The organism is Gymnodinialimonas sp. 57CJ19, assembly GCF_038396845.1.
GTDB lineage: Bacteria > Pseudomonadota > Alphaproteobacteria > Rhodobacterales > Rhodobacteraceae > Gymnodinialimonas.
Map to the genome: position 1 here is coordinate 2124849 of NZ_CP151587.1, position 24645 is coordinate 2149493.

Annotated in this window: 20 protein-coding genes, 1 tRNA gene and 1 pseudogene; 13 read left to right on the top strand and 9 right to left on the bottom strand. The window is 60.0% G+C overall.

Annotation, left to right across the window (positions count from 1 at the left end; genetic code table 11):
* Window positions 1-35: 35 nt before the first annotated feature.
* Window positions 36-1340: an aminotransferase class III-fold pyridoxal phosphate-dependent enzyme gene (locus tag AADW23_RS10420; protein WP_341860875.1), complete on the top strand. Its 1305-nt coding sequence runs from the start codon at window positions 36-38 to the stop codon at window positions 1338-1340.
* 4 nt (window positions 1341-1344) lie between these two features.
* Here the strand turns inward: AADW23_RS10420 and AADW23_RS10425 are convergent, their stop codons facing one another.
* Window positions 1345-2097 carry a helix-turn-helix domain-containing protein gene (locus AADW23_RS10425; protein WP_341860876.1) on the bottom strand — a complete coding sequence of 251 codons (753 nt, stop codon included), beginning with the start codon at window positions 2095-2097 and terminating at the stop codon, window positions 1345-1347.
* 171 nt (window positions 2098-2268) lie between these two features.
* Between AADW23_RS10425 and AADW23_RS10430 the strand changes: the two genes are divergently transcribed.
* Window positions 2269-3012: a phytanoyl-CoA dioxygenase family protein gene (locus tag AADW23_RS10430; RefSeq protein WP_341860877.1), complete on the top strand. Its 744-nt coding sequence runs from the start codon at window positions 2269-2271 to the stop codon at window positions 3010-3012.
* A gap of 1 nt (window position 3013) precedes the next feature.
* Window positions 3014-3937, top strand: coding sequence for a dihydrodipicolinate synthase family protein (locus AADW23_RS10435; protein ID WP_341860878.1), 924 nt, complete (start codon window positions 3014-3016; stop codon window positions 3935-3937).
* 11 nt (window positions 3938-3948) lie between these two features.
* Here AADW23_RS10435 and AADW23_RS10440 read toward each other — a convergent pair whose 3' ends face one another.
* A complete protein-coding gene (locus AADW23_RS10440) occupies window positions 3949-4743 on the bottom strand; it encodes an SDR family oxidoreductase (protein WP_341860879.1) in 795 nt (264 codons plus the stop codon).
* Entirely contained in the window at window positions 4736-5827 is a 1092-nt protein-coding gene (locus AADW23_RS10445; RefSeq protein ID WP_341860880.1) for a pyridoxal-phosphate dependent enzyme, read from the bottom strand. Before AADW23_RS10445 ends, AADW23_RS10440 begins: the two co-directional genes overlap by 8 nt.
* A gap of 207 nt (window positions 5828-6034) precedes the next feature.
* Between AADW23_RS10445 and AADW23_RS10450 the strand changes: the two genes are divergently transcribed.
* Window positions 6035-6889, top strand: a complete 855-nt coding sequence (locus AADW23_RS10450) for an SMP-30/gluconolactonase/LRE family protein (RefSeq protein WP_341860881.1) — start codon at window positions 6035-6037, stop codon at window positions 6887-6889.
* 26 nt (window positions 6890-6915) lie between these two features.
* Here the strand turns inward: AADW23_RS10450 and AADW23_RS10455 are convergent, their stop codons facing one another.
* Window positions 6916-7851, bottom strand: coding sequence for a succinylglutamate desuccinylase/aspartoacylase family protein (locus tag AADW23_RS10455; RefSeq protein ID WP_341860882.1), 936 nt, complete (start codon window positions 7849-7851; stop codon window positions 6916-6918).
* A gap of 108 nt (window positions 7852-7959) precedes the next feature.
* Between AADW23_RS10455 and AADW23_RS10460 the strand changes: the two genes are divergently transcribed.
* From AADW23_RS10460 to AADW23_RS10470, 3 genes are all read left to right on the top strand, one after another.
* A complete protein-coding gene (locus AADW23_RS10460; protein ID WP_341860883.1) occupies window positions 7960-9468 on the top strand; it encodes a M81 family metallopeptidase in 1509 nt (502 codons plus the stop codon).
* 10 nt (window positions 9469-9478) lie between these two features.
* On the top strand, window positions 9479-10444 hold the full coding sequence (locus AADW23_RS10465; protein WP_341860884.1) for a mannonate dehydratase: 966 nt from the start codon (window positions 9479-9481) through the stop codon (window positions 10442-10444).
* Window positions 10445-10611: 167 nt separating this feature from the next.
* Window positions 10612-11277: an RraA family protein gene (locus AADW23_RS10470; protein ID WP_341860885.1), complete on the top strand. Its 666-nt coding sequence runs from the start codon at window positions 10612-10614 to the stop codon at window positions 11275-11277.
* A gap of 388 nt (window positions 11278-11665) precedes the next feature.
* Here the strand turns inward: AADW23_RS10470 and AADW23_RS10475 are convergent.
* Both AADW23_RS10475 and AADW23_RS10480 read right to left on the bottom strand, forming a co-directional pair.
* A pseudogene (locus AADW23_RS10475) lies at window positions 11666-11815 on the bottom strand (IS5/IS1182 family transposase); the annotation flags it as partial.
* A gap of 238 nt (window positions 11816-12053) precedes the next feature.
* Complete coding sequence (locus AADW23_RS10480; protein ID WP_341860886.1) at window positions 12054-12230, bottom strand: hypothetical protein; 177 nt, start codon at window positions 12228-12230, stop codon at window positions 12054-12056.
* Between the two features lie 384 nt (window positions 12231-12614).
* Between AADW23_RS10480 and AADW23_RS10485 the strand changes: the two genes are divergently transcribed.
* A tRNA-Gly gene (locus AADW23_RS10485) sits at window positions 12615-12688 on the top strand.
* Window positions 12689-12757: 69 nt separating this feature from the next.
* Here the strand turns inward: AADW23_RS10485 and AADW23_RS10490 are convergent.
* Window positions 12758-14875, bottom strand: a complete 2118-nt coding sequence (locus tag AADW23_RS10490; protein ID WP_341860887.1) for a M10 family metallopeptidase C-terminal domain-containing protein — start codon at window positions 14873-14875, stop codon at window positions 12758-12760.
* Window positions 14876-15282: 407 nt separating this feature from the next.
* Between AADW23_RS10490 and AADW23_RS10495 the strand changes: the two genes are divergently transcribed.
* From AADW23_RS10495 to AADW23_RS10515, 5 genes are all read left to right on the top strand, one after another.
* Window positions 15283-17109: an ABC transporter transmembrane domain-containing protein gene (locus tag AADW23_RS10495; RefSeq protein ID WP_341860888.1), complete on the top strand. Its 1827-nt coding sequence runs from the start codon at window positions 15283-15285 to the stop codon at window positions 17107-17109.
* Window positions 17110-17216: 107 nt separating this feature from the next.
* On the top strand, window positions 17217-19106 hold the full coding sequence (locus AADW23_RS10500) for an acyl-CoA synthetase (protein ID WP_341860889.1): 1890 nt from the start codon (window positions 17217-17219) through the stop codon (window positions 19104-19106).
* A gap of 9 nt (window positions 19107-19115) precedes the next feature.
* Window positions 19116-20321, top strand: a complete 1206-nt coding sequence (locus AADW23_RS10505) for a crosslink repair DNA glycosylase YcaQ family protein (protein ID WP_341860890.1) — start codon at window positions 19116-19118, stop codon at window positions 20319-20321.
* A gap of 57 nt (window positions 20322-20378) precedes the next feature.
* Window positions 20379-21533 (top strand): CapA family protein, encoded by a 1155-nt coding sequence (locus AADW23_RS10510; RefSeq protein WP_341860891.1) that lies wholly within the window; start codon window positions 20379-20381, stop codon window positions 21531-21533.
* 201 nt (window positions 21534-21734) lie between these two features.
* Window positions 21735-22235, top strand: a complete 501-nt coding sequence (locus AADW23_RS10515; protein WP_341860892.1) for a hypothetical protein — start codon at window positions 21735-21737, stop codon at window positions 22233-22235.
* A 21-nt stretch (window positions 22236-22256) separates the two neighbouring features.
* Here the strand turns inward: AADW23_RS10515 and AADW23_RS10520 are convergent, their stop codons facing one another.
* Window positions 22257-22949, bottom strand: coding sequence for a fumarylacetoacetate hydrolase family protein (locus AADW23_RS10520; protein WP_341864322.1), 693 nt, complete (start codon window positions 22947-22949; stop codon window positions 22257-22259).
* Between the two features lie 170 nt (window positions 22950-23119).
* Window positions 23120-24637, bottom strand: coding sequence for a mannitol dehydrogenase family protein (locus AADW23_RS10525; RefSeq protein WP_341860893.1), 1518 nt, complete (start codon window positions 24635-24637; stop codon window positions 23120-23122).
* Window positions 24638-24645 lie beyond the last annotated feature (8 nt).

The following is a 24645-nucleotide window of genomic DNA, read 5'->3' on the forward strand; positions in this document are numbered from 1 at the left end:
GTATAACCATATACCCTAAGCATAGGGAGAGCGTCATGAGCAATGGTCAGAAATTATGGAACCGCGCCAAGGCGGTCGTTCCCGGCGGCAACATGCTGCTATCCAAGCGTCCCGAAATGCACTTGCCAGAGGCTTGGCCTGCCTATTTCTCTCGGGCGTCTGGCGTCACTGTCTGGGATATGGACGGTCGCGACTACACCGACATGTCGTTGATGAGTGTTGGGACCAATACGCTGGGTTACGGCCATCCAAAGGTCGATGCGGCTGTGAGGTGTGTGATTGACGCGGGCAACATGTCGACGCTGAACGCGCCGGAGGAAGTGGCGCTGGCCGAACGGTTGATTGATCTGCACCCTTGGGCAGACATGGCGCGTTTCGCCCGTTCGGGCGGCGAGGCAAATGCCATCGCCATCCGGATCGCCCGCGCGGCCTCGGGTCGTGATGGCGTGGCGATTTGCGGCTATCATGGGTGGCATGATTGGTATCTGGCAGCGAACCTTGGCGATTCCGAGGGGCTGGACGGACACCTTTTGCCCGGTCTCGCACCCGCAGGCGTACCGCGCGATCTGGCCGGGTCTGTCGTTCCGTTCAGCTACAATGACCTGCCGGGATTAGAGAGGTTGATCTTGGAGTATCCCATCGGCGTCATCAAGATGGAGGTTCAACGTAGCACGGCGCCTGCACCGGGTTATCTGGAGGCGGTTCGCGCGCTGGCCGACGCCCATGGAATTGTCCTTATCTTCGACGAATGCACCTCTGGTTTCCGGCAATCTTTTGGTGGCCTGCACAAGATTTACGGCGTGGAACCGGACCTCGCAGTTTTCGGCAAAGCCTTGGGCAACGGCTATGCGGTCACGGCGGTGATCGGGCGGCGCAACGTGATGGAAGCGGCTCAAAGCACTTTCATCAGTTCGACATTCTGGACTGAACGCATCGGGTCCGCGGCCGCACTGGCGACGCTGGACGCGATGGAAGATGTCGGGTCGTGGGACGTGATCACCGAGACAGGTCGAGACATTGGTGAGCGTTGGAAAAGCTTGGCCGCCAAGCACGGGTTAGACATCACCGTGGCGGGCCTGCCCGCGTTAACTGGCTTCTCCGTTGGAGGTGCGGATGCATTGATCTACAAGACGCTGATTACCCAAGAGATGTTGAAATCTGGCTACCTCGCAGGAACCAGCGTCTATGTCTGTACCGAACATTCGGACGAAGTGCTGGACGGCTACGTCGAAGCACTGGACCCCATTTTCGGACAGATTGCGGAATGCATGAACGGCCGCGATCCGATGGAACTGTTGGACGGACCAGTCTGCCACGCCGGTTTCGCGCGATTGGCGTGAAGGCTCAGGCAAAGGGCTGCGCATGACGCCTGAACGCGCCGGGGGTGACGCCTCGGGCCTTGCGGAACGCGGCGTTCAGGGTTTCCGCATGGCCATAACCGACCCGCTTGGCGATCTCATCTAGGGTCAGACCCGTGGTCGCCAAAAGCGTCTGGGTTTGGGCCAGACGCAACCCGCGCAGATGTGCACCAGCGGGGGTGTTGTAAACGCGGCGATGGAGCGTTCTGAAGGCGCTTTCGCGCAGGTCGATCAAAGCGGCCACATCCACAAGGCCGCGGATGACGTGCAGGTTTTGCGCCGCTTGCGTCCAGGCACGGTCCACGCGGATTTCATCACGGTCTATCGGCGTCGTTGTCTCCACCGGTGTGAACCCGTCAAGGATCGTCTGCAATAAACGCTGCCGCCGATCCAAGGCATCAGGCATCTCGGTGGCCAATCTGAGAGCCATCCTAATAAGCGCGCTTAGGTCCAACCTTTCGGACGGGGCCGCAGAGAGGTAGCCCGGATCGCAGGGGGCATCGGTCTCGAAGTGACACACCGAAGCGGTCGCAGCCGCGCCAATCGCATGGCCGGAGAAGGCGGTATTCGGTAGGATCAAAACACCGTCGGGCGCGCTCAATGTAAGACCGCTTCCATCCGCAAAACGCAGTTGCGCCCCCCCTTGGTGGATCCACAACAGATCATGGAACGGCCAACTAACCGGACCGATGGGCAGTCGCTGATCAAAGCGGCCGTAGGCATGGAGAAGTAAACGCACGTTTCACAGAATTCCTATTAACTTTGGCCATCTGATAATGTTTTTGTCGATATTCCTAGTTCACTGGCGATCCTCTATGGCGCTTTGTTCGCCCGATTCATGCACTCTTCAAGGCAACACCACACCGAAGGGACACCAATCGTGACGCATTCCATTCAGAAACCAAGACAGATGTCAGACACCTTCAATGCTGACGGATTTGTGGCGATCACTCCGCTGTTTGAAGCCGAGAAAATGCGTGAGATCAACGCAGAGCTGGATCGCTATATCCGCGACGTCATGCCGGGGATGCCAGTGGAAGAGGTGTATTTTGAGGATCGTAACGACCGCTCGACACTGAAGCAGATGCAGAAGCTTTCGGTTTATGACGAATACTTCCGCGCGCTGATGGAGGAGAGCGTGATCAGCGACATTGCAAGTGCCGTGATGGGTGAGAAGGCGGTGCCGCAAAACCTGCAATACTTTAACAAGCCTGCTGGAATAGGCCAGCCAACGCCGCCCCATCAGGACGGGTATTACTTTCACCTCTCACCCTGCAAGGCAGTAACGGGGTGGTTGGCGTTGGAGCCTGTGGATTCTGAAAACGGTTGCATTCACTATGTGCGGGGTTCCCATAAGGGGGATGGCTTTCGCCCCCACGGACGCTCGAACGTGTTGGGGTTTTCGCAAGGCCTGACTGATTTCGGAACCGATGACGACACCGCCAACACCGTCTCCTTTCCCGGTGCTGAGGGAACATTCTTGATGCATGATGCAAGGACGATCCACTGGGCAGGGGCAAACCAATCCCCAACCCGGTCACGGCGGGCCCTTGGGTTTGTCTACTTTGGTGAAAGTGCAAAGGTGGATCAGGCGTCGAAGGCGGGTTACAAGGCCAAACTCGAAGCCGATCTTCGCGCCCAAGCGAAGATTTAGGATGTCGGATTTTCGGCCAGAAGGCATTTGGGGGGCAGTGCTACTGCCGCTGTCTGAAGCGGGCAACATAGACTTAGGCGCGCTCACAGCCATGGTGGATATGCTATGCCAAAGTGGCGTGGCGGGGATCTATACCAACGGGACGGCGGGCGAGTTCTTCAACCAGACCGAGGCGGAATTCGACGCCATCACCGCGATCGTTTTGGATAGGGCCGAGCAAGCCAAGATACCCGTACAGATTGGCGTCAGCAATTCCAACCCGCGCGTTGCACGCGACAGGCTGAAGCGGATTGCGGGCAGCGGCGCAGTTGCCGCGCAGGTGACATTACCCGACTGGTGGCCGCCTTCGGCGGAGGAGCGGGCACGGTTTATTGCTGGCATGTCTGAAGCGGGGCAGAGGCTACCCTTGGTCTTGTATAATCCCCCCACCGCCAAGGCGCATCTCAACGTGGACCAAATCGCCGCGCTGCGTGCGGTTACGCCGGATCTTGTTGGCGTCAAGGTCGCGGGTGGAGATGCGGATTGGTACGCGGCACGGCGCGCAAAACTAGGCGAATTGTCGGTGTTCGTGGCCGGGCATACCGTGGCTTTCGGTCGCCCTCTCGGGGCCGATGGCTCCTATTCCAATGTGGCCTGCCTGTCACCTTCGGGAGCTGTGCGTCAGTGGGAACAGATAGAAACGGACCCGATCGCAGCCCTTGATCTAGAGGCGCGTTTTCGGAAGTTCCTACATGAAGCGGTGACCCCTCTGGCCCGCAATCATGGGTTGTCGGATGCCGCCCTAGACAAAGCGATGGCGGCGGCGGGGGGCTGGCTACCAATTCGGCCAACGCTGCTTTGGCCCTATTCCGGCGCCAGCGACGAAATGGTTGCCGCGATCAGAGCCAGCGCACAGAAATTCGTGCCAGACTTGGTCCACGACTAGCCCATGGCCCCCTAGTAAAGCAGAAACCCACCGTCCGCGCGCACGACCTCTCCGGTGACAAAACTGGCGGCGGGGCTGGCCAGAAACGCGATCACGTCGGCCATTTCGCCCGCTGTTCCGGGCCTGCCGAGCGGTGTCGTGCGGGCAAAGTCCGATTTCTCTCCGACGCCCTTCTCCCACCCGGATTTAAGGGCATCTGTGGTTTCGGTCTGAATGTCGCCCGGTGCAATTGCGTTGACCCTGATCCTGTCCTTCGCCCATTCAAGCGCGAGGCTCCGGGTCAAAGCATCCAGCCCTGCCTTTGACGCGCAGTAGGCTGCCGCATTGAATTGGGCAGCGCTGCCACCCACAGACGAGACGTTGATGATCGAGCCTCCGGACTTGAACAGTAACGGATAGGCAAGCTGCGCCATCGCGAAGGCGGCCGTCAGATTGACTGACAGAATGCGCTCGAAATGGTCCAGTGTTTGCGTTTTGGCGGGTGCAAGTGCGGCCTGCCCGATAAGGGCGGCGTTGTTGACCAGAACGTCCAGACGCCCAAAGGTCGAAGTAATTTCCTCAAACAGCGCGGTGCGCGCGTCGGCCTCGGTAACATCCATAGTCATGGGCAAAGCCGTGCCGCCCGCGTCCGATATGCTCCGCGCAACCTGTTCAATCGGGGCGGTATCAATGCCGCACAGCACGATTGTTGCACCGTCCTGCGCAAATCGGGCGCAGCTTGCGGCGCCAATACCGGTGCCACCACCCGTCACAAGAACGACCCGGTCCGCGTCAGATGCGCCGGCCTTTTGAACCCTGTCAGTCATGTTTAAATGTTCCCGCAATCTCGCCCCGGCTGATCCGCACCGCATCGCCGCCGATGGCTTGCAGGGTGTCGGGATCTTTGAATCCGTGGCCCGTCAAGATACAGACCACCGGATCATCGCCCGAGATCTCCTCCGATTGCGCAGCCGCAAGGGCGCCTGCAACGCTGACGGCACCGGCGGGTTCAACCAGAATACCTTCCTCCAGCGCCAACCTGCGCTGCACAGCGCGGACCACATCCTCGTCAATTACATGGCCCTGTCCGCCCGTCGCGCGGGCATGGCGGATCACGTCGTGTCCATCAAGGATAAAACCGACCCCCAGGCCAGAGATCGAGGTTGACGTATCGACCGGACGCGCTTGGGTGTCGCCGTTGCGTAATGGGGTTGCGACGGTATCGTTCCCACTGAGTTGCACCGCGTGCATCCGGGGACGTAACAGGCCCGGGGTCGCCTGTGAAAGATCATCAAACCCGCGCGAAATCGCGACGTGCAGACCACCGCCACCGACGGGGACAAAGACATCCGCCACCTCGGGCGCGTCTTCGTGGATCTCGTAGGCGATGGTTTTGATCCCTTCCATAGCGTCAGGGCAGACCGCGTAGGCCGTGATGAACAGTTCAAGCCCTCGCTTTTGCGCTTCGTCTTCCAGCAAGGCAGAAATCGCCATGCTTTCGACGGGGTCAATGGTGAATTGATCAACGCGATAGACGTCGGCCCCATAGGCCAGCATTTGTGAAAGTTTGCCCGCCGGGGCGTTCTCGGACACGTAGAGCGCGCATCTCAACCCGCCTGCCGCTGCGAAGGCGGCAAGTGCAGCCCCGGTATTGCCCGACGAGGTCGCCATGCATCGGGTCGCACCCGATGCCCGTGCAGCGCCCACGGCAAGACCCGCAAAACGATCCTTGTAGGAGCCGGTCGGGTTCAAATGTTCCATCTTGAACAGGAGGTTAGGAAGACCCGCCGCCGGTCCGATTGATCTGCTGCGGACAAGCGGCGTGTTGCCCTGCCCAAGATCGACAGGCCCCAAGCCGCTGATCTTCGGCAAGAGTTCCCCATAGCGTTCATAGAGGCCACGTTTCGACATGATCGCATCCATACTGTGTGAGCAAACAGGCTAGGGTTGCAGCGTCAACAACGCAAGATTCAAGTTATCATTATTTGAGGTTAACTGACTTGATTTCACCATAAAAAACAATCATTAAACAAAGGGGGACGATGTAAATGAGTCGCTGTAAGGTGGGAGTGTGACATCCTACCTTACACCAACCAGATAACGCTAAGGGATGGGCGGATGAGAAGCGCGGTGCCGGAACATGTCGGAGACATCCGAGCTGGCTTGGGCGAAGGTCCGGTCTGGGACGCGGAACGCAATCGGCTTGTCTGGATCGATATCCGGCATCACCGCCTCTACACGACGGATGTTGCATCTGGCGACACGATGCAGCGAGACCTGCCGGACGCCCCGGGATGCGTGGCCCTCGCCGACGACGGAGCTTTGGTCCTCGGCATCGGGCAACAGCTTTTGACCATCACGGCAGGGGGCTCGCTTCAGGAAGTCGCCGATCTTCCGGAGGCCAGTATCGGGCGTTTCAATGATGGCAAACCTGATGCTGCGGGGCGGTTTTGGGTCGGAACTGCCACGTCGGACGGGCATTATGAATGCAGCCTTTGGCGACATGGGGCGGGGCAGGGGTTTAACCAGATGGCCGCCGGAATTTCGATGTCGAACGGCCTTGGGTGGAGCCCCGATGGCACGGAAATGTACTATGTGGACTCGATGACCCACCGAATAGATGTGTTCGATTTCGATCTTCCGACAGGCTCGGTTTCTAATCGAAGGCCGTGGGTGTCGCTGCCGGAGGGCCAATTGCCCGATGGTCTGTGCGTAGATGCAGAGGGCTGCGTTTGGCTTGCGGTTTGGGGCCAATCTTGCGTGATTTGCTTTGCTCCGAATGGCATGGAAGAACGGCGGATCAAGGTGCCAACACCAATGGTGACAAGTTGCGCATTTGGCGGGCAGGACTACCGGACACTGTTCATCACGACCGCTTGTGAAGACGTCGACGATCCCCACGCAGGCCGCTTGTTTGCGGCGGATACCGGCAGCAAGGGATTGCAGCCCGACCGTGTCAGACTGGCTAGATGAAGGGGGTAGGATTCTATAAGCGGCGCTTAATCGTCCGGCGTCGCGCTCGCCATCAAGAGGTCGCCCTTGGACACCCATCTGCTGCGCCGCAGGAACATCGTGATACCATCGGCTTGCGCGGCGATCGTATGCAACAAACGCCCATCTATATCCGTGATGTCAAAACAAGGTTGCCCGGCGCTGATCTTGTCCAGAAGCGAAACCCGGCAGCTGCAAAGCCCCGAGGCCGGAGCCATGATCGCGGCGTCGAGATCGCCATTTCCCGCAACGAACAGGGGCGCGGTCGCGGTCAGTGGAGCGCTGTCGATCATCCCGAGGTGTGCCATGACGCGACGCACGCCGTCGCTATAGGCCTCCAGTATATCTTCGGTCGGGAACGTCCCGCCGCCCGCTTCGATGTAGATCGCGGGAATACCGGAGGCGTCCGCCTCGGACAACGTGCGCCCCGACGCTATCGGCGCGGGGTGGCGCCAGATTACAGGCGCGCCGAAGGCGCGGGCCATCGCAAGATTTGCAGTGCGAGTTGCCGGGGCATCGCCGTAGCCTGCGAAGACCGGGCAATCGACGGGGCCGCCGCCACTGTGCAGATCAACCAGCGCGTCCGCCGGACGGATCACATGCTCCGCAATAAGCGCCGCGAGAACCTCGGTCGGGGCGCCCTTGGGATCACCGGGAAAGCACCGCGCCAGATTGAGCCCATCGGAGGGAGAGCAGCGCGTGCTGGCGGCAAGGGCCTCCGCGTTTGCTGCGGGACACAGGATCAGCTGGCCGCACAAACGTGCGGGATCAAGATATTGCATCAGGGCCGACAAGGTAAGCGGCCCTTCCAACTCGTCCCCATGAACCGCCCCGATCAACGCCAAGACTGGGCCGGGGCTGACCCCCGTCAGTGTGAACACCCGCAGCGGATGCTGCGACAGTGCGGTCGGGTGGCACGTTTCAATCAATCCGGGGGCGGTCATGAGGTGTAATTTTTCCTATAAAGTACAGTCGTTTACCGCAGTTTGCGCAGCTGGAAGCGTCGGCTGCGGAAAGATTGCAACACCGATGCCGTCAAGGGAAGTGGCGATATGATCTCGCACCCCGAAAAGCCGAAGGCGCGCAGGCCTCGTGTGGCGGTGGCGTCGCTCATGCAAGAGACCAACACCTTCTCTCCGATACCCACCACAGTTGCGGTCTTCGAGGAATATTATATCCATCGCGGCGACGCGATGCGCGATGGGTATGGAGCGGCGCGCGTCGAGGTGCCGGGGGTATTTGCAGGCCTGACCGCGGCCGAAATCGACGTGGTTCCCCTGATTGCGTCCTACGCCGCCGCCGCAGGGCCGATTACGCGCCCCGCCTTTGAGGAACTTGTGTCCGAAATGGAGGCGCGTCTGCGCGATGCCGGGCCAGTGGACGGCCTGATCTTGGTCTTGCATGGCGCATTGGTTGTCGAAGACCAGCCTGACGGGGATGGTGAGGTCGTCGCACGGATGCGGGCGATCTTGCCTGATGGTATGCCTATCGGTGTTTCTCTTGATCTGCACGCTCATATCACGCCGTTGATGCTGCAACCCGACACATTTCACGTCGGCTACCAAGAATATCCCCACGTCGACATGTATGAATCAGGAGAGCGGGTTGCGGGTTTGATGGCGCGAACGCTGGCGGGCCAGTGCCGGCCGGTCATGGCCTTGGCGAAGTGCAACGTACTTGTCCCCGCAGTCTGTGGTCGCACGACCGACGGACCGCTGGCCCATGTCGCACGGGCGGCCCGCAAGATGGAGGGCGAAGGCTCAATCTTGCATGCATCGATCTTTCCGGTGCAGCCGTGGATTGATGTGCCCGATCTAGGGTTCGCAGCCTTGGTGTGTGCCGATGGTGATCGGGCGGCGGCCCAAGCGTTTGCGGATGCGTTGGCCGCCAGAGTGATGGAAATCCGGCACAAGTTCACACTTGATAGTGTTCCGCTCGATCATGCGATTGAGGTTGCTCACACAAATGACGGAATGACCCTTGTTTCCGACAGTGGCGACGCCCCGACGGGGGGGGCTGCTGCCGATAATGTCGCCGTCCTGCGCGCGCTGTTGGACGCAGGCGCTGACAAGCAACCCCGACTATCCCTATTGACGCTCTGCGATCCGGTTGCCGCGCAAATTGCCCACGGCGTTGGGGTCGGGGCAGTGATTGAGGTGAGTCTCGGTCATGCATTCTCGATCAACGACGGCGCGCCGGTTTCTACGTCAGCCCGCGTCCTTTCCGTATCAGACGGACGTTATGTGATGCACGACCCCGGCGCGCAGGGGCTTCCGATGGATATGGGTCGGACAGCCGTGCTCGGCATCGGGCAACTACGCGTCGTTGTTCGGACCCGGCCGTCGATGGAGTGGGACACGGGCATTTACCTGTCCCAAGGCCTTGACCCATCTACAGCGGCGCTTGTCTTTGTAAAGTCGCCCTCCCACTTCCGGGTGAGTTTCGGACCTCTTGCCGCCCGCATTCTGGTGGCGGACACGCCGGGTCCCACCTGTGCGGATGTTCGCAAGCTGCAGTACACAAGGGTCACTCGGCCGCTCTTCCCGCTCGATGATTTCTAAGGAGTTCACTTTGCGTTTAACGATGGTCGCCAACCCGCCTGATGACACCAACCTGAAGCTACTGGGCCAATTAGGGGCCAGTGAGGCCGTGCATTATGACATGAACGGCTTGCCGGATGATGTCGAAGCGTTGGCGGCGATCCATGCGCGCTACGCCGCATTTGGCCTACGCTGGACAGTCGCTGAATCTGGCCCGCCAATCGACAAGATCGTCATGGGCAAACACGGGTGGCAAGAACAGACCGAGCGCTACAAGCGGACGCTTGGACATCTCGGGGCTTTGGGCGTGGAAGTCGTTGCCTACAACTTCATGCCTCAGGTATCGCCAGACGCCATGGTCGTGCGCACGGCGATGGATCGTCAGACCCGTGGCGGCGCATTAACCAGCGGGTTTCGCCTGACGGAAATGTCGGATCAGACGCTACCCCATACCGAGAAGCCGATCGCGCGCGCGCAGATGTGGGACAATCTTGAGCGTTTCCTGCTTGATGTCGTGCCCGCCGCAGAGGCCGCAGGCGTGCGCCTTTCGCTGCATCCCGATGATCCACCCCTGCCAGAGCTTTGCGGCTTGCAGAGGATTATCGGCTCCATTGAGGATTTCGACCGGGTGCTTGCGATCTCGGACAGTCCGGCAAATGCAATGACGATGTGTCTTGGGTGCTTTGCGGAGAATGGCCACGATTTGCCCGCTTTGATCCGGCGTTGGGAAAGACGCATCGGGTTTGTTCATGTGCGCGACGTGCACGGCACTTGGGATGACTTTATCGAGACGTTCCCCGATGACGGCCAGAACGATCTGCTGGCCGTGTTCGAGGCACTTGTTGCAACAGGTTACGATGGCCCTATCCGCAGCGATCATGCCCCGCTTCTGGCCTGCGATGATGCCACAAACGACGGCTACGCGATGAGTGGGCATATCTTTGCGATGGGCTACCTCAGAGGTCTTGCGCAAGTAGCAAGAAGGGAAGGTAAATAATTGAATTATATAAAATATTTCTACGTAATTCCGCGCTGAGCCATTTGGTGCACAGACTTAAAGATCAAAGACCAACCTTATGCGCCGACGTCCATAGATCATGGATGCCAGTGCAATGATCAACCAACCGACAGCCGCATGAGATCGCGGCCAAGAAAGGATAGACCATGACAGACCGCCTCGAAATTCTGAAAACTTGTAAGGCAGAACTCTATTCTGCAGTGATATGCGATACGCTCGACAGCCTTGGTCTGCGCAGCCAGACCGTCGCACCGGGACTCGCACCTCTGGCCGAGGACATGACGATCTTCGGATATGCCCGTGTCGGCCTTTTCATGCCAATTTACCACGACGACGCCGAAGTGAATGTCTACGAACATGAGATCGCGCTGGTCGATGATCTCAAACCAGGAGAGGTTCCGATCATTTCGTGCAATGGAAACCTAGACATCGCACCTTGGGGGGAATTGCTTTCGACCCGTGCGCAGGTTCTCGAAAGCGCGGGCTGTATTACGGATGGTTGTGTGCGTGACGTAGCGATGATCCGAGACATGGGATTTCCGGTATTCTCTGGCGGGCGCAATCCAGTGGACACCAAGTATCGTGGGAAGATGATGTGGTACGATGTGCCATGTGTTATCGGCGGCGTTCTTGTGAATTCGGGTGATATGGTTGTCGCCGATCACGATGGTATCGTCGTCATCCCAAGCGAAAGAGTGGAGGAGGTTGTTGCAGGCGCGCTTGAGAAGGTGCGCTCTGAAAACACCGTGCGTGATGAGCTTCGAGCTGGAAGCAGCCTCGCCGAAGTTTTCAAAAAGCACGGCATTTTATAACGACCGCGAAGTTGCATCCTGGGCGGCTACTGACAAATTCGGCTTGTCGCACTTCATGGCCGATATTGATCGTCGAAGCCGCTCAGCTAGTTTCGCGGGGGCGCTTTTTCCCATTCGCGGGCTATGGGCATTTCACGAAGTTCTTGTTCAAATTTCGAAGTGCGGGTGAGATTCATTGCCTGCCTAGGCACAGGCCCCATAATCAGACGACGACGGAAGCGACGCGTGCGATGGCTGAGACGCAGGCTATTGGCGAGTTGTCGTAACGTGTAGCGACGCCAGTCTTTGGTCTGCCAAACGAGATCTCGATGCAGTTCGTCGCGTGAAGCGACGCTTGCCACTTACCAGTCGGTGTATTTCACGGCAAAGCCCTTGTGACTCCGGCGGTTGCCTCGCAGCGTCGTGACCCATTGACGATGATGAAGATAATGCCACACCGCACGCGCCGATCGTCGTGAAGGACGCGATCTGAGCACTTCGGAAAGTGTGGGCGTAGCCGCTACATTTGCGCGTCGGTTGGCCAATGAACGTTGCGCATGACGTCCCCCGCAATTGGGGGCTATGAACCGTACCGCCATGGGGCCTTTTCGCCATCCGGAAACTGCTGCTGTGAACCGTTCGGCAACCGCGCGGCTTTCGGTTCGGCGACACCCATGCAGTAGCGCGTCGGCAGGATCGGCAGCGAGGCATCGCGCAGTATTGTTGACTACGTCTTGTTCACGCGCTGGACGTGACGCGGCGATGGCGTGCTCTCAATCTCGAACTTTTCGCGCGCGTCAGAGGTTGAAAGCACCCGTCTTCGGCGTCTCCGGAGTGCGGAACCCCATTGCGGTCCAGTGTCCGTCGATGTTTCGCTGCACACGGGCCGTTTCGATATCGGCCTCCAGCGTAGCGGCATGTCCAAGAATGCTATCGGCGCAGGCCTCGCGGATTTCGGGCACGCTATTGTGCACCTCTTGTGTCATTGTGCCGACGAGGCAGGTGTATTCGAAGGTTCCCCCACGATGATCCCTTTTCGAAAGTCGAGATAGGCCAGAACCCGGTCCGGTGGATCGGCGGGCTTGTGATAGGGGGCGCTGGCAAATAGGGCGCGGGTGGTTTCGGCTGGAAGGGGACGATTCAACTATCGGGGCGCGTATCCCCAATGTCCACTCAGCAGCCGTCGGTACCATGCGCCGCCAAGGTCCGGTTTTTGCAGTCCGCAGGCAATGCCGATTCATTCTGCGGAAAGTGTGCCCTATGTGCCCTTGTCAGTTTGCCGTTGATCTCACGGAATCCCTATCGTCACTACGCGCTTGACCCCAAATTCAGTGTAAAATATGCAGGCTCAAGAGCGCGCGGGCGTTGTGTAATGGTAAGACCTCAGCCTTCCAAGCTGATGATACGGGTTCGATTCCCGTCGCCCGCTCCAACCTTCCGAGTATGTGCGTTGTTCTGGTCCGGCAGGGCGCGGCTATGGCGTTGCCGCTTTTGACCCGCATCAGAAGATGAAGTCTTGAGCGTCGAGATCCACGAAGTTCACGCCCTCCAGCATGATTGTCCCCCCACCTGTGGTGATCGCCACATCACCGCCCACCTGGGTGGCCGCGGCGGTGCCGGAGCCCGTCCCGAGCACTTCGGAGAGGCTGTTCAAGGAGGAAAGACCAGAGAAGTCGATCTTTTCAAAATCGTTGGTCGCCTCAAAATCGCTGATGGCGTCGTCGCCGTGGCCGTCAAAGAAGATGAATGTATCCGCGTTGAAATTGCCGGTCATTGTGTCGTTACCGGCGCCGCCGATCAGCGTGTCATGCCCGGCGCCGCCCCATAATACATCGTCGCCTGCATCGCCCTTCAGGTAGTCGCTTTGGGTGCCGCCGCGCAGCATGTCGTTGCCTGTGCCGCCAAAAAGAATGTCGTTGCCCTCTCCGCCGATCAGCTTGTCGTTTCGGTTCCCGCCATCCAGCGTATCATCGCCGCGTCCCCCGATCAGGCGGTCGGCCCCCATTTCGCCAAGGATCAGGTCGTCTCCGTTGCCGCCGGAGAGACGATCGTTCTGATCCCCGCCGATCAACGTGTCATCGCCCATACCGCCAACGATCGAATCGCGTCCTTCTCCGCCTTCCAGATAGTCGAATTCCGATCCGCCGATCAGCGTATCAGCGCCCGCGCCGCCTGAAAGACTATCCGCCCCCGCACCGCCGTCGATCACGTTAGCCGCGCCGTTGCCAGAAATCGTATCGGCGCCGCTGCCGCCCAAGGCATTTTCAATCACGGCACCCATGGCAATGGAGAAGTTGCCCCCATAGCCGCCAATGTTGGAGAACGCCCCTTCTTGCAGCGTTAACCATTGCCCCATGGCGTAGCCGGAAAGGTCGATCGTGTCGGTGCCTTGGCCGTCGTAAACCGTCATCAACGGTGTGGTATTGGTGGTGAAATCATAGACCGACCCGGCCTCGCTCGCGTTGAAGCCGTAGATTGTGTTTCCTGCGTTGTAGTTCACGTCCGCCCCATACAACTGATGGATCGCCATGAAGTCGTACAGCATGAAGGTATCGGGGTATCCAAGACCGTAACTGACGCCGGTATTCGTCTCTCCAAAATAGCTCATCACCGTGTATTGCTGCGAATCTTGCAGGAATTGAGCGTGATTGTCGTAAGTGAAAAAGACGCCGGGCGTGGCATTGTAGTCGCCGGGGTGGGCAAGGCCGATGGCGTGGCCGATCTCGTGGAGCATCGTATAGCCAGTATAGGTGCCAGTGCCGTAGGTTTGGCCGGGATAGAACGAGGTGTTGTTTAGCCAAACGTCCCCTTGCAGCGCGTTGGCATTGGTATTGCCGCCGTTCGATCCCGGATAATAAGCGTAGGCGCCGGACCCGTCGCTTGCCTCATAGGCGCCGAACAACATGGTTGCGTTGTTAGAGGTGCCTCCCGGTGCGACCTGCGTGAAATTCAGGCCCGAGATCGCGTCCACATAGGCCATCGCCGCTTCGGTAAGGGCAATTTGGTCCGCGTTCATGGCGATTGAGGGGGTATTGTTCAACGGATCGTTGCCCGACGCCCGGAACGCCCATGTTAACGATACTTCCGTGCCCGGTGTCGTCACCCACGCTTGGTTCGGGCGCAAAAGATTGCCAGCCCCCATGTCCGCATTGAAGCTGGCCACGGTGCCTTGGGTCACCGACACGCCATAGGTGCCGCTGTCGGCAAAGCTGTAGGAGCCGACATCAATGTAGAATGTCGTCGTTTCACTGACGGCAACGGTGATATCCGCATTCAATCCGGGGCCGTTGCTATCGTCATAGTCAACATAATTTCCGGCGGCGTTTCGCAGGGTCAGCGTGATGTCGTTCACGGCAGAGCTCAACGGGCCCACGCCCACGGCGGCAAGGGTATAGGTGCCGGCCTCCAGAGTTATTTCAATCCAATCGCTTTCCGAGCCCGATGACAGGGCCCCCATGAAATACTCGCCCACCGCAATCTCTGCTGAGGTTGTCGTGTCGGCGCTGGCATCTGTCCCTTCCAGCAACGTATCGCCGGGGGCGCTAATGGCCCCCGGATTTTGCGCCACGCCCTGGTCCTGGCCGACCAAGTTCTGGCCGATCAAATCTTTGTCGATCAAGTCTCCGTACGTGCAACCGATTAAGGTCGGGTTAAAGGCAGAACAAATCTGACACATGGGGGCGTTCCTATGGGGGTCCTTGGCGTTGGCGGGCCGGTGGTCGGGCGGGCCAGTGATGGGGTCAGGTCATGGTTCTGGCGGTGTCTGCTCTGTAGAACGCAAAAGTGTTAACGTGGGGTAACTGGGCGTTGCGCAAGTTCCGGCAATTTGCTCTGGCTGCCCTTGCGGATTGCCCGAAACATGGCCACCTGCGTACCAACATCCGAAACCGCGGGGAAAACTGCGTCGGCATGTCGCCGCGCTCCGGCGGGGAAATGCACGATAGAAGGGGCAGCGATAGCCGTTTCGCGTCGCTACATTTCTTGGCGGCCTTGCAGAACGTGGCATCCTGAACAGGCGAAAAGACCATGGCAAACGATCAAACTACCGCCCCGACACCGGACAAGCCCGTGCCCCACGGCGCGTCGGAAGAGCGGGAGCGTTCGAAGAAGATCGGTAGCCTGAAAGAACTGGTTCCGTTCCTTGTCCCCCATAAGATCATGGTGTTTGGCGCCCTCGCGGCGCTTGTCCTGACCGCGACGGTATCATTGACCTTACCCCTTGCCGTGCGCCGTGTGGTGGACGGGTTCGAGACGGAAGCGACCGCGCTTCTTGACCAATACTTCCTTGCAGCCATCGGCATCGCGGGCCTTTTGGCCCTTGGCACGGGATTGCGCTACTATCTTGTGACACGCCTTGGCGAACGGGTGATTGCCGATATCCGCAAGGCCGTGTTTGACCGAATGATCACCATGAGCCCGGCCTTCTTCGAGCGCATCATGACGGGCGAGGTCCTGAGCCGGATCACTACGGACACGACGCTGCTTCTAAGCGTCATTTCCTCCAGCATGTCGGTTGCGCTGCGCAATGTTCTGATCCTGATCGGTGGCATCGGCTTGATGCTTTGGACCTCTCCGAAACTGGCAGGGGCGGTGTTGCTGATCGTGCCGCTTGTGATCGTGCCGATCGTTGTTCTCGGGCGTCGCTTGCGGGTGCTGAGCCGTCAGAACCAGGATTGGATCGCCGAAAGCTCGGGCAATGCGTCCGAGGCGCTTTTGTCCGCCCAAACCGTGCAGGCCTTCACCCACGAAAAACCCACCGCCAGCCGGTTCGCCGATGTGACGGAGCTGTCGTTTGACAGCGCGCGCAAACGTATTGCGACCCGGGCCGTGATGACGGTGATCGTGATCGCCCTGGTGTTCTCGGGCGTGGTTGGTGTCCTTTGGGTAGGGGCGCGGGATGTGCGGGCCGAGGTGATGACCGTCGGCGCTTTGATCCAGTTCCTGATCTACGCCATCATGGTTGCAGGCTCCGTTGGGGCCTTGTCCGAGATCTGGGGCGAGTTGCAACGCGCCTCGGGCGCGACGGAACGGTTGGTAGAGCTTCTGGGCACCGAAGATACCGTCGCCGACCCGGTGCGCGCCGTGACATTGCCCGACGCCGGACGCGGGGCGATTGCCTTTGATAACGTGAGTTTCCACTACCCCACCCGGCCCGATACGGCCGCCCTTGAGGGGGTCAGCTTCACGATCCAACCCGGTGAAACGGTGGCGTTGGTGGGGCCCTCCGGGGCAGGGAAATCGACCGTCTTCCAACTGTTGCTGCGCTTTTATGACCCTGAAGCGGGGGCGATCTCTCTTGACGGGGTGGGCCTGCCGGACATGGCCCGTGACACCTTCCGTCAAGCGATGGCTCTGGTGCCCCAAGACCCGGTGATCTTCGCCGCCTCCGCCCGTGACAACATCCGCTTTGGCCGCCTCGATGCCAGTGATGCCGAGGTGGAAGCCGCCGCAAAGGCCGCCGCGGCCCACGACTTTATCGCCGCGCTACCCAAGGGCTACGACACCTATGTCGGCGAACGGGGCATGATGCTGTCGGGCGGCCAAAAGCAACGCATCGCCATCGCCCGTGCTATCCTGCGAGACGCGCCGATTCTTCTGTTGGATGAGGCCACAAGTGCGCTCGACGCGGAATCGGAGCGCGCCGTGCAAGAGGCGGTCACCGAAATGTCCGCAACCCGCACCACCCTGATCGTGGCGCATCGGTTGGCAACGGTGAAGCAGGCCGACCGCATTCTTGTATTTGAAGGCGGTAAGATCGTGGCAGAAGGCACCCATGACACGCTCGTGGCGCAGGGGGGGCTGTACGCGCGGCTGGCGCGGTTGCAGTTCACCGCAGGCCTTGCCGCAGAATGATATGTCTACGTTGCGTTATTGTTGCGTGAACCCCAGCTTTGGCCGATGCTACCTGTGGGAGAGGCGCCCGCAAATAAGGTGCCCGTAATTAAAATTGGGAGGGAGCCATGGCACGTTTTGCATCGCTCGAAGACGTCAAAACCATAGAAGCAGAGCAGCCTTGGCCAGAAAGCCAGCCTGCGGTCACGATGTATGAGTTTTTGACCAATACCAAAAACGCGCACGGTGATCTGAACGCGATCACGTTTCAGCTGTTTTCCGGGCCCACGGACCCGGCTGAAACCCTGACTTGGAACCAGTTCCACGGGCGGGTGACGCAGGCCGCGAACCTGTTCCGCTCCCTTGGGGTCGGTCCCACGGATACGGTGGCCTATCTGCTGCCCAATTGTAACGAAACCGCCGTGACGCTTCTCGGGGGGGCTGTCGCGGGCATTGCCGCGCCGATTAACCCGCTGCTGGAGGCCGAGCAAATCGCCTCGATCCTGCGCGAAACCAACGCGAAAGTTGTGGTGACGCTGAAGCCGTTCCCCAAGACTGACGTTGCCCAGAAGGTGAACGAAGCGCTCGCCATGGCGCCCGGTGTCAAAACAGTGCTCGAGGTGGACCTTCTGCGCTACCTCACGGGCATCAAGAAGTTCATCGTGCCGTTCCTGCGCCCCAAGAACCCGCCGCAACACAGCGCCCGGGTGCTGGATTTTGCGGCTGAATGCGCTAAGCAAAACAAGACCTTGGACTTTGAGGACGTGCGCGAAGACCGCATTGGGTGCTACTTCCACACCGGTGGCACCACGGGGATGCCCAAGGTCGCCCAACACAAATACTCCGGTATGATCTACAACGGCTGGATCGGTCATACGCTGCTGTTTTCCGAAAAAGATACGGTTATCTGCCCTCTGCCGATGTTCCATGTTTTCGCCTGCCACGTGATCCTGATGGCCATGGTCGCTTCTGGCGCCCATGTGGTGTTCCCGACGCCGCAAGGCTACCGGGGCGAGGGGGTTTTCGATAACTTCTGGAAGCTGGTGGAACGCTGGAAAGTGACCTTCATCATCACCGTGCCCACGGCGATATCCGCCATGATGCAGCGCCCGGTGGATGCCGATATCTCGTCGGTCAAAACCGCCTTCTCCGGTTCTGCGCCCTTGCCGGTAGAATTGTTCCATCGGTTCGAGAAAGCCACGGGTGTGACTTTGATCGAAGGCTACGGCCTGACTGAAGCGACTTGCCTTGTGTCGTGTAACCCCGTTGAGGGCGAAAAGAAAATCGGCTCGATTGGCGTGACCTTCCCGCACACGGATGTGAAAATCCTCAACGATACGCCCGATGGTCCTGTCGAGGCCGCGACCGATACCATTGGCGAAATCTGCATCTCCAACCCCGGCGTCATTCCCGGCGCGACCTATACCGAAGCCGACAAGAACAAGGATCTGTTCTATCACGATATCTACCTTCGTACCGGTGATCTGGGCCGCTTTGACGAGGATGGCTACCTTTGGATCACGGGCCGCGCGAAAGACCTGATTATTCGCGGCGGTCACAACATTGACCCCGCCGAGATTGAAGAGGCTCTGGCCGGACACGATGCCGTCGCCTTCGCCGGTGCCATCGGCCAACCTGACTCCTTCGCGGGCGAATTGCCCTGCGTTTATGTGGAGCTGGTTGACGGGTCCACGATTACCGAAGCCGAGCTTTTGGCCTATGCAAAAGACCGCATCCACGAACGCGCTGCGATACCGAAGTATCTGGAAGTTCTGGACGAATTGCCAAAGACCGCCGTTGGAAAAGTGTTCAAACCGGACCTCCGGAAAATGGCGATCACGCGCATCTACAACGCCGCCCTGGAAGAAGCGGGGCACGCCGCGCGCGTGGTTGAAGTGCGCGAAGACAAGAAGCGTGGCTTGGTCGCCTATCTAGAGGCCAACGGCGCTGACGCTGCGGGGGTACGGGAGGTTCTGGGCGAGTACACCCGGCCTTGGGAGTGGGTCGAAAGCGCGTAAACCCCTTCGATGACGACGCCCGTCATTCCAAACGAACAGGCGCGCCGGTTATTTCTGGCGCGCCATGGCTTGATGGAGCCCCCCTCAGGCCCGGCCAAGGGCGCGGCCCTGGCGCAAGTGGTTCACGGCTTGGGGTTTGTGCAGGTCGATAGCGTCAATACATTCGCCCGCGCCCACGACCTGATCCTATGGTCTCGCAGGCAAACCTACCGACCCGCGGCGCTCCGATGGATCAATGATCGCGCCCGCGCGACGTTTGAACATTGGACCCATGACGCCTCGATCATCCCGATGGAATTCTACCCCCTCTGGCGGATGCGATTTGAGCGTGACCGGGCGCGGTTGCACGCCAAATGGAAGGATTGGCACGGCGAAGGCTTCCACCCTGAGATCGACAAAGTGCTGCGGCATGTGGCCGAAAATGGGGTCTGTTGTTCTGCCGATATGGAGGATGAAAGGGTCGAAAAATCAACCGGTTGGTGGGATTGGAAGCCTTCGAAGGTGGCGCTGGAATACCTGTGGCGCTCAGGCGAGTTGGCCGTCACGAAGCGCGTGGGTTTTCGCAAGTTTTATGATCTGAGCGAACGAGTGATCCCATCCGATGTTCTGGCGCAGCAAGTATCCGATGCAGAGATCATCGACAGGGCCTGCGTCGCGGCTTTGGACCGTTTGGGCTTTGCCACCAGCGGTGAATTGGCCGCGTTCTTTGACCTGATCCGCCCGGGGGACGCCAAGACTTGGGTGGCCCAAGCCTTGGCAGAAGGCAGGGTTGTGGCGGTGGACATCACCTTGAACAACGGCCAGTTGCGCCGGTCAGTGATGTGGCCCAAGGGCTTGGAAACTCTGGATGAATTGCCCGCGCCATCGCCCCGCGTACGGGTGCTTTCCCCTTTCGACCCGGCCTTGCGCGACAGGAAGCGGGCAGAGCGTCTGTTCGGGTTCCACTACCGGATCGAGATATTCGTGCCCGCCCCCAAGCGCCGCTACGGCTATTACGTTTTCCCTGTCATGGAAGGCACGCGCCTGATCGGGCGCATTGACATGGCGCGGGAGGGAGAGGCTCTGTCTGTCCGCGCGTTCTGGGCAGAGCAAGGCGTCTCAATGGGGGCAGGGCGGGTGGCCCGCCTACAGGCCGAGATCGCCCGCGCGGCCCGCTTCGCCACCGGTGGAGGGGTGCGGTATGATGAGGGCTGGCTAAGGGGTCCGGTTGCCTGACCATTGACAGAAACGGCTGCGCATAGTCCCCTGTATGGGTTATCCACAGGGTGCGCGATGGCGTTTTCTTTTGAATTCAAACAGCTCACGGCCAAAGCTCGTGTTGCGGCATGGGCCGCTCTATGGGGCGCTATGGCCGTGTCATGTACCCCGACGGGCGGGGATACAGCCAACTCTTGTGGGCGGCCCGATCTGGCATTCGCTGGCGATGTCCTGCTGCATTCCCTGATTCAGTCCGAGGCCAGCAGACGCCCTGAAGGCTTCGCGCCCGCCTTTGAACCGCTCATCCCGGCGCTGTCTCAGGCCGCCGTCACGGTGGTCAACCTTGAGGGACCGGCAGCGCGTAATGTCTCGGCAGCCAACCGAAATGCGCAAGACCCCGGCACTCTCTTTGACGGGCAAATTTACGCGGGATATCCTAGGTTTAACTACCATCCTTCAATCGCGGCTGTCCTGCGCAACGCTGGTGTCGATGTGGTGCAGACCGCGAACAATCACGCGATGGATCGCGGTTCCCTCGGTGCGGATAGGACACTTTCGGCGCTTACCGAGGCGGGGCTCAGCACAACGGGCAGCCATCCGTCCAACAGCGCAATGGCCAGGCACGCAATCCAGCAGGTGGGCGGCCATAATTTAGCGTTGGTCGCTTGCAGTTTTTCAACAAATGGCCTGCCCGATTCCCGGTCCCAAGTTCTGAGATGTTACGGAAACAGCCCTTCCATCCCCAATCTTATCCACAGCCTGAATGCGCAGTCTACGATTGATGGCGTGATCCTCCTCCCCCATTGGGGAACGGAATACTCGGCCCGGCCCACTGCGCGACAGCGACGTTTGGCGCAGGCGGCGGCAGATGCGGGGGCCATAGCGATCGTGGGCAGCCACCCCCACGTTCTTCAACCGCTCGAGCAGCTTCTGGCGGCTGACGGGCGGCGCGTGCCCGTCGCATATTCCCTTGGGAACCTCATCTCATCCCAATGGCGGTTGGAGCAGCGCACCGGGGCGATACTCTACCTCGATTTGGCGCGTGACCCGCAAGGGCGGCTCCACGCTACCGATCCCCGCTATATGCCCACGCGGGTAGAGCGCACGACGGACCGCGGCGTCGCTGTATTCCCGGCCGCGCAGATCGCCCAAGGCGCGCCGAGTGTCGCCCACGCTCAGCGCATTCTTGGGGCGGGGATGGTGTCTGTTAACCCTTGCGTTACGCCTTGAATGCTAAGGTGTGCGCGTGGCGCGTGTTTGCCACGTGTTCACGAGGCGACGATGCCGAAGCCAAATTCCAAGCACCTGACATCTCTGCCTATTCCCAGTAAGAATGCGCCGAATGATGGGCCGCGGACCGTCGTGTGTTTCGGCACGGCGCGGGGCGGCACATCCATGGTGGCGGGGGCCATCCTGGGTCTTGGGGTGCCGATGGGGCCGGACCTGGGCCGCAATCTTGAGGATCCGGAATTCAACTTTGATCGGCAGAACAAACGGCCTGAGGCATTTGCCGATCACGCCCGAAGTATCATCGCGGTGCGGAACGCGAGCCATGACGTTTGGGGTTGGAAATTTCCCAACGCGGGGCGCTATTTGCAACGAATTATCGGGGACATCCGTGCCCCTCAACTGGTGTGTGTTTACCGCGATCCGGTGCCTATGGCGCTGCGACGGGCGAAAACCGCTGCGGAGGCGAGCAGTTTCATCGCCACGCGCTTGCGCGCCCAGTTACGCAATACTGCGCTCGTAGAAGAACTAGGTGCCCCCTGCTTGATGGTCTCTTACGAGAAAGCCGCAGCTTACCCCCTTGTTTTCTTGCAGGAATTGTCCGCGTTCCTCAACCTTCCCTTGCCAGTCCATGTGGAGGATATTGTATCCTTCATGGCGCCAGGCACCTACAAGGCGCCCGACGAGCTTTTAAGCCACCTTTAACCTCTGCCTGATAACGATGACCTAGGCGCGATCACCGATTGTAATTGTCAGGTCGGGCAACTCGGCAATCGACACAACCGCCGTGTCGCCGGGAACAAGCGCACCGACGCCGGCAGGTGTGCCTGTCATAATCAGGTCGCCGGGCATCAGGGTCACAAGGCCAGAAAGGTAGGCGATAACTTCGGGCGTTGACCAAATCATGTCAGCCAGATCGCCGGTTTGCTGCAAATCGCCGTTTCGCGTCAGCTGGATGGTGCCGGAATCGCGATGGCCCACATCCGCGACCCGGTGGATGGGCCCCACAACGGCAGAATTATCGAACCCCTTCGCCATGGACCAGGGGCGTCCGGCCTTCTTGGCCTGCGCTTGAATATCGCGACGGGTCAGGTCGTTGCCGCAGGCATAGCCAAAAACATGGTCCAAAGCGGCCGCCTCGGTGATATTTGTGCCCTCCGCGCCGATTGCGACGACCAGTTCGGCCTCAAAATGCAGGTTTTCGGTCACCGGCGGGTAGGGAATTGTCGCCCCGTCCCCCACCACGGCGTCGGCGGGTTTGGCGAAGAAAAACGGAGGCTCGCGGTCATCGTGGCCCATTTCTCGTGCGTGCTCGGCATAGTTGCGCCCGACGCAGAAGATACGCCGCACGGGGAAAAGCTCTGTCGTTCCGGCGACGGGAACGGTGGGGGTGGGCAGCGGAGTGAAGACATAGGCCAAGGGGATTTCTCCTGTTTGGGCGGCACGTTGGCGCATCATTGGCCCATTCGCGCCCCTGATGCCAGAGCGCTGGGTATCCCCCAAAGCCCGACATCCCCAAAAACGCGATCCGGCCAGCGCCTGTTCAAGGCACTGGCCGGATCGTTGCCACCAAACGGCGCAGGGAAGCCCTAGATCGCCGCGTATTGGCTGATTGCGGCCCGCACACCTTCTGCCCAAACCAGCGTCAGCCAATTTGTGAACGTGGCAGAAAATACAGCATTATCAGCGAGATCGCCGTACAAGTGCTCTTGCTCCAACCACGCGGCGGGGCGAGACTGCGCTTCAACGGCGTAAGCGGTCAGATCGTCCCACAACGGGTCATTCGCCTCGATCACGCTGCCGTCTTCGCGGGTGCCTGCACACATGCGGGCCCAGATCGCCTCGACCAAGGCGAGACCCTCGATCGAGGTGCCTTTGGCCAATCCGTCACGGATGATCGGGTGCAAGAAGCCCGAGTGTCGGGACGAGCCATCAAACGCCACGCGGCGGGTGGTATCCACGATTTCCGGGTTGGAGAAGCGGTAGGCGATCAGGTCAACATACGCCTCGGGCGTCATGCCGGGGACCGATGTGACGTGGGGCGCAATTTCTTCCATTTCCACCTTGCGAAACAGCGCGTTGATGGAAATGTCGGCCATGCACCCCGCGATTGTCTCAACACCCAAGACCTCTCCGGGATTGGCGATCACTTGGTGGCCCGCATTCAGCAGGCGGATTTTCATCGCCTCAAAAGCATGGACCTCATCGGTAAAAGTCGCGCCGGCCCGGTCCCAATCGGGGCGGCCAGCGCAGAAGTTGTCCTCGATGACCCATTGGCGAAAGTTCTCGTGGGTGACGGGGGCGGCGTCGTCGATGCCGAACTGCTTGGCCAGCTTCAGTTCATTGGGGCCGGTGGCGGGCACGATGCAATCCACCATGGAATTGGGGAAGGTCACATGGTCTGCGATCCATTCGGCCAGGGCCGGGTCGGACATCTTGGCCAGCCCCAACACGGTTTGACGCAGGGCGTCGCCATTGCCTTGCAGGTTGTCACAGCTTTGGCAGGTGAACGGGCCATGGCCCGCATCGCGACGCAGACGCAGCGCGGCAATCATCGCGCCGAAGGCCGTTTTCGGCGTGCCGGGATTGATCGCGTCGTGCTGAATATCGGGATGGTCCACGTCAAAAGAGCCATCGGCGGGGGCCACGTAATAGCCGCCTTCAGTCACGGTCAGGGCCACGATACGGATCGCTGGATCGGTCATCTGTGCAATCAACGCGCCGTTGTCTTCCTCGACCGGGACGAAATCAATCATCGAGCCCGTGACCTCGGCGGACTGCCCCGAGGGATCCAATTCGATCAGCGTGGTCAGGCAATCTTGCGCCAGAAGGCGGTCGCGCATGGCGGCATCACCGGGGCGTACGCCGGCGCCAATAATCGCCCAATCGTGGTTCAGACCCTCGTCGAACAAGCGGTGCAAATACCACGCCTGATGGCCCCGGTGGAAGTTGCCAAGGCCGATGTGAACAATGCCCGGGGTCAGGCCCGCGCGGTCGTAGCGGGGCACCCGAACGCCTTCGGGAAGCGCCCGAAGCGTCGCGTTGCTGAGCTTTTGCGCTGGAGCGGTTGCGGCCATCGGTTCATCTCCCATGATTGTCTTTCCCATTCGCATGT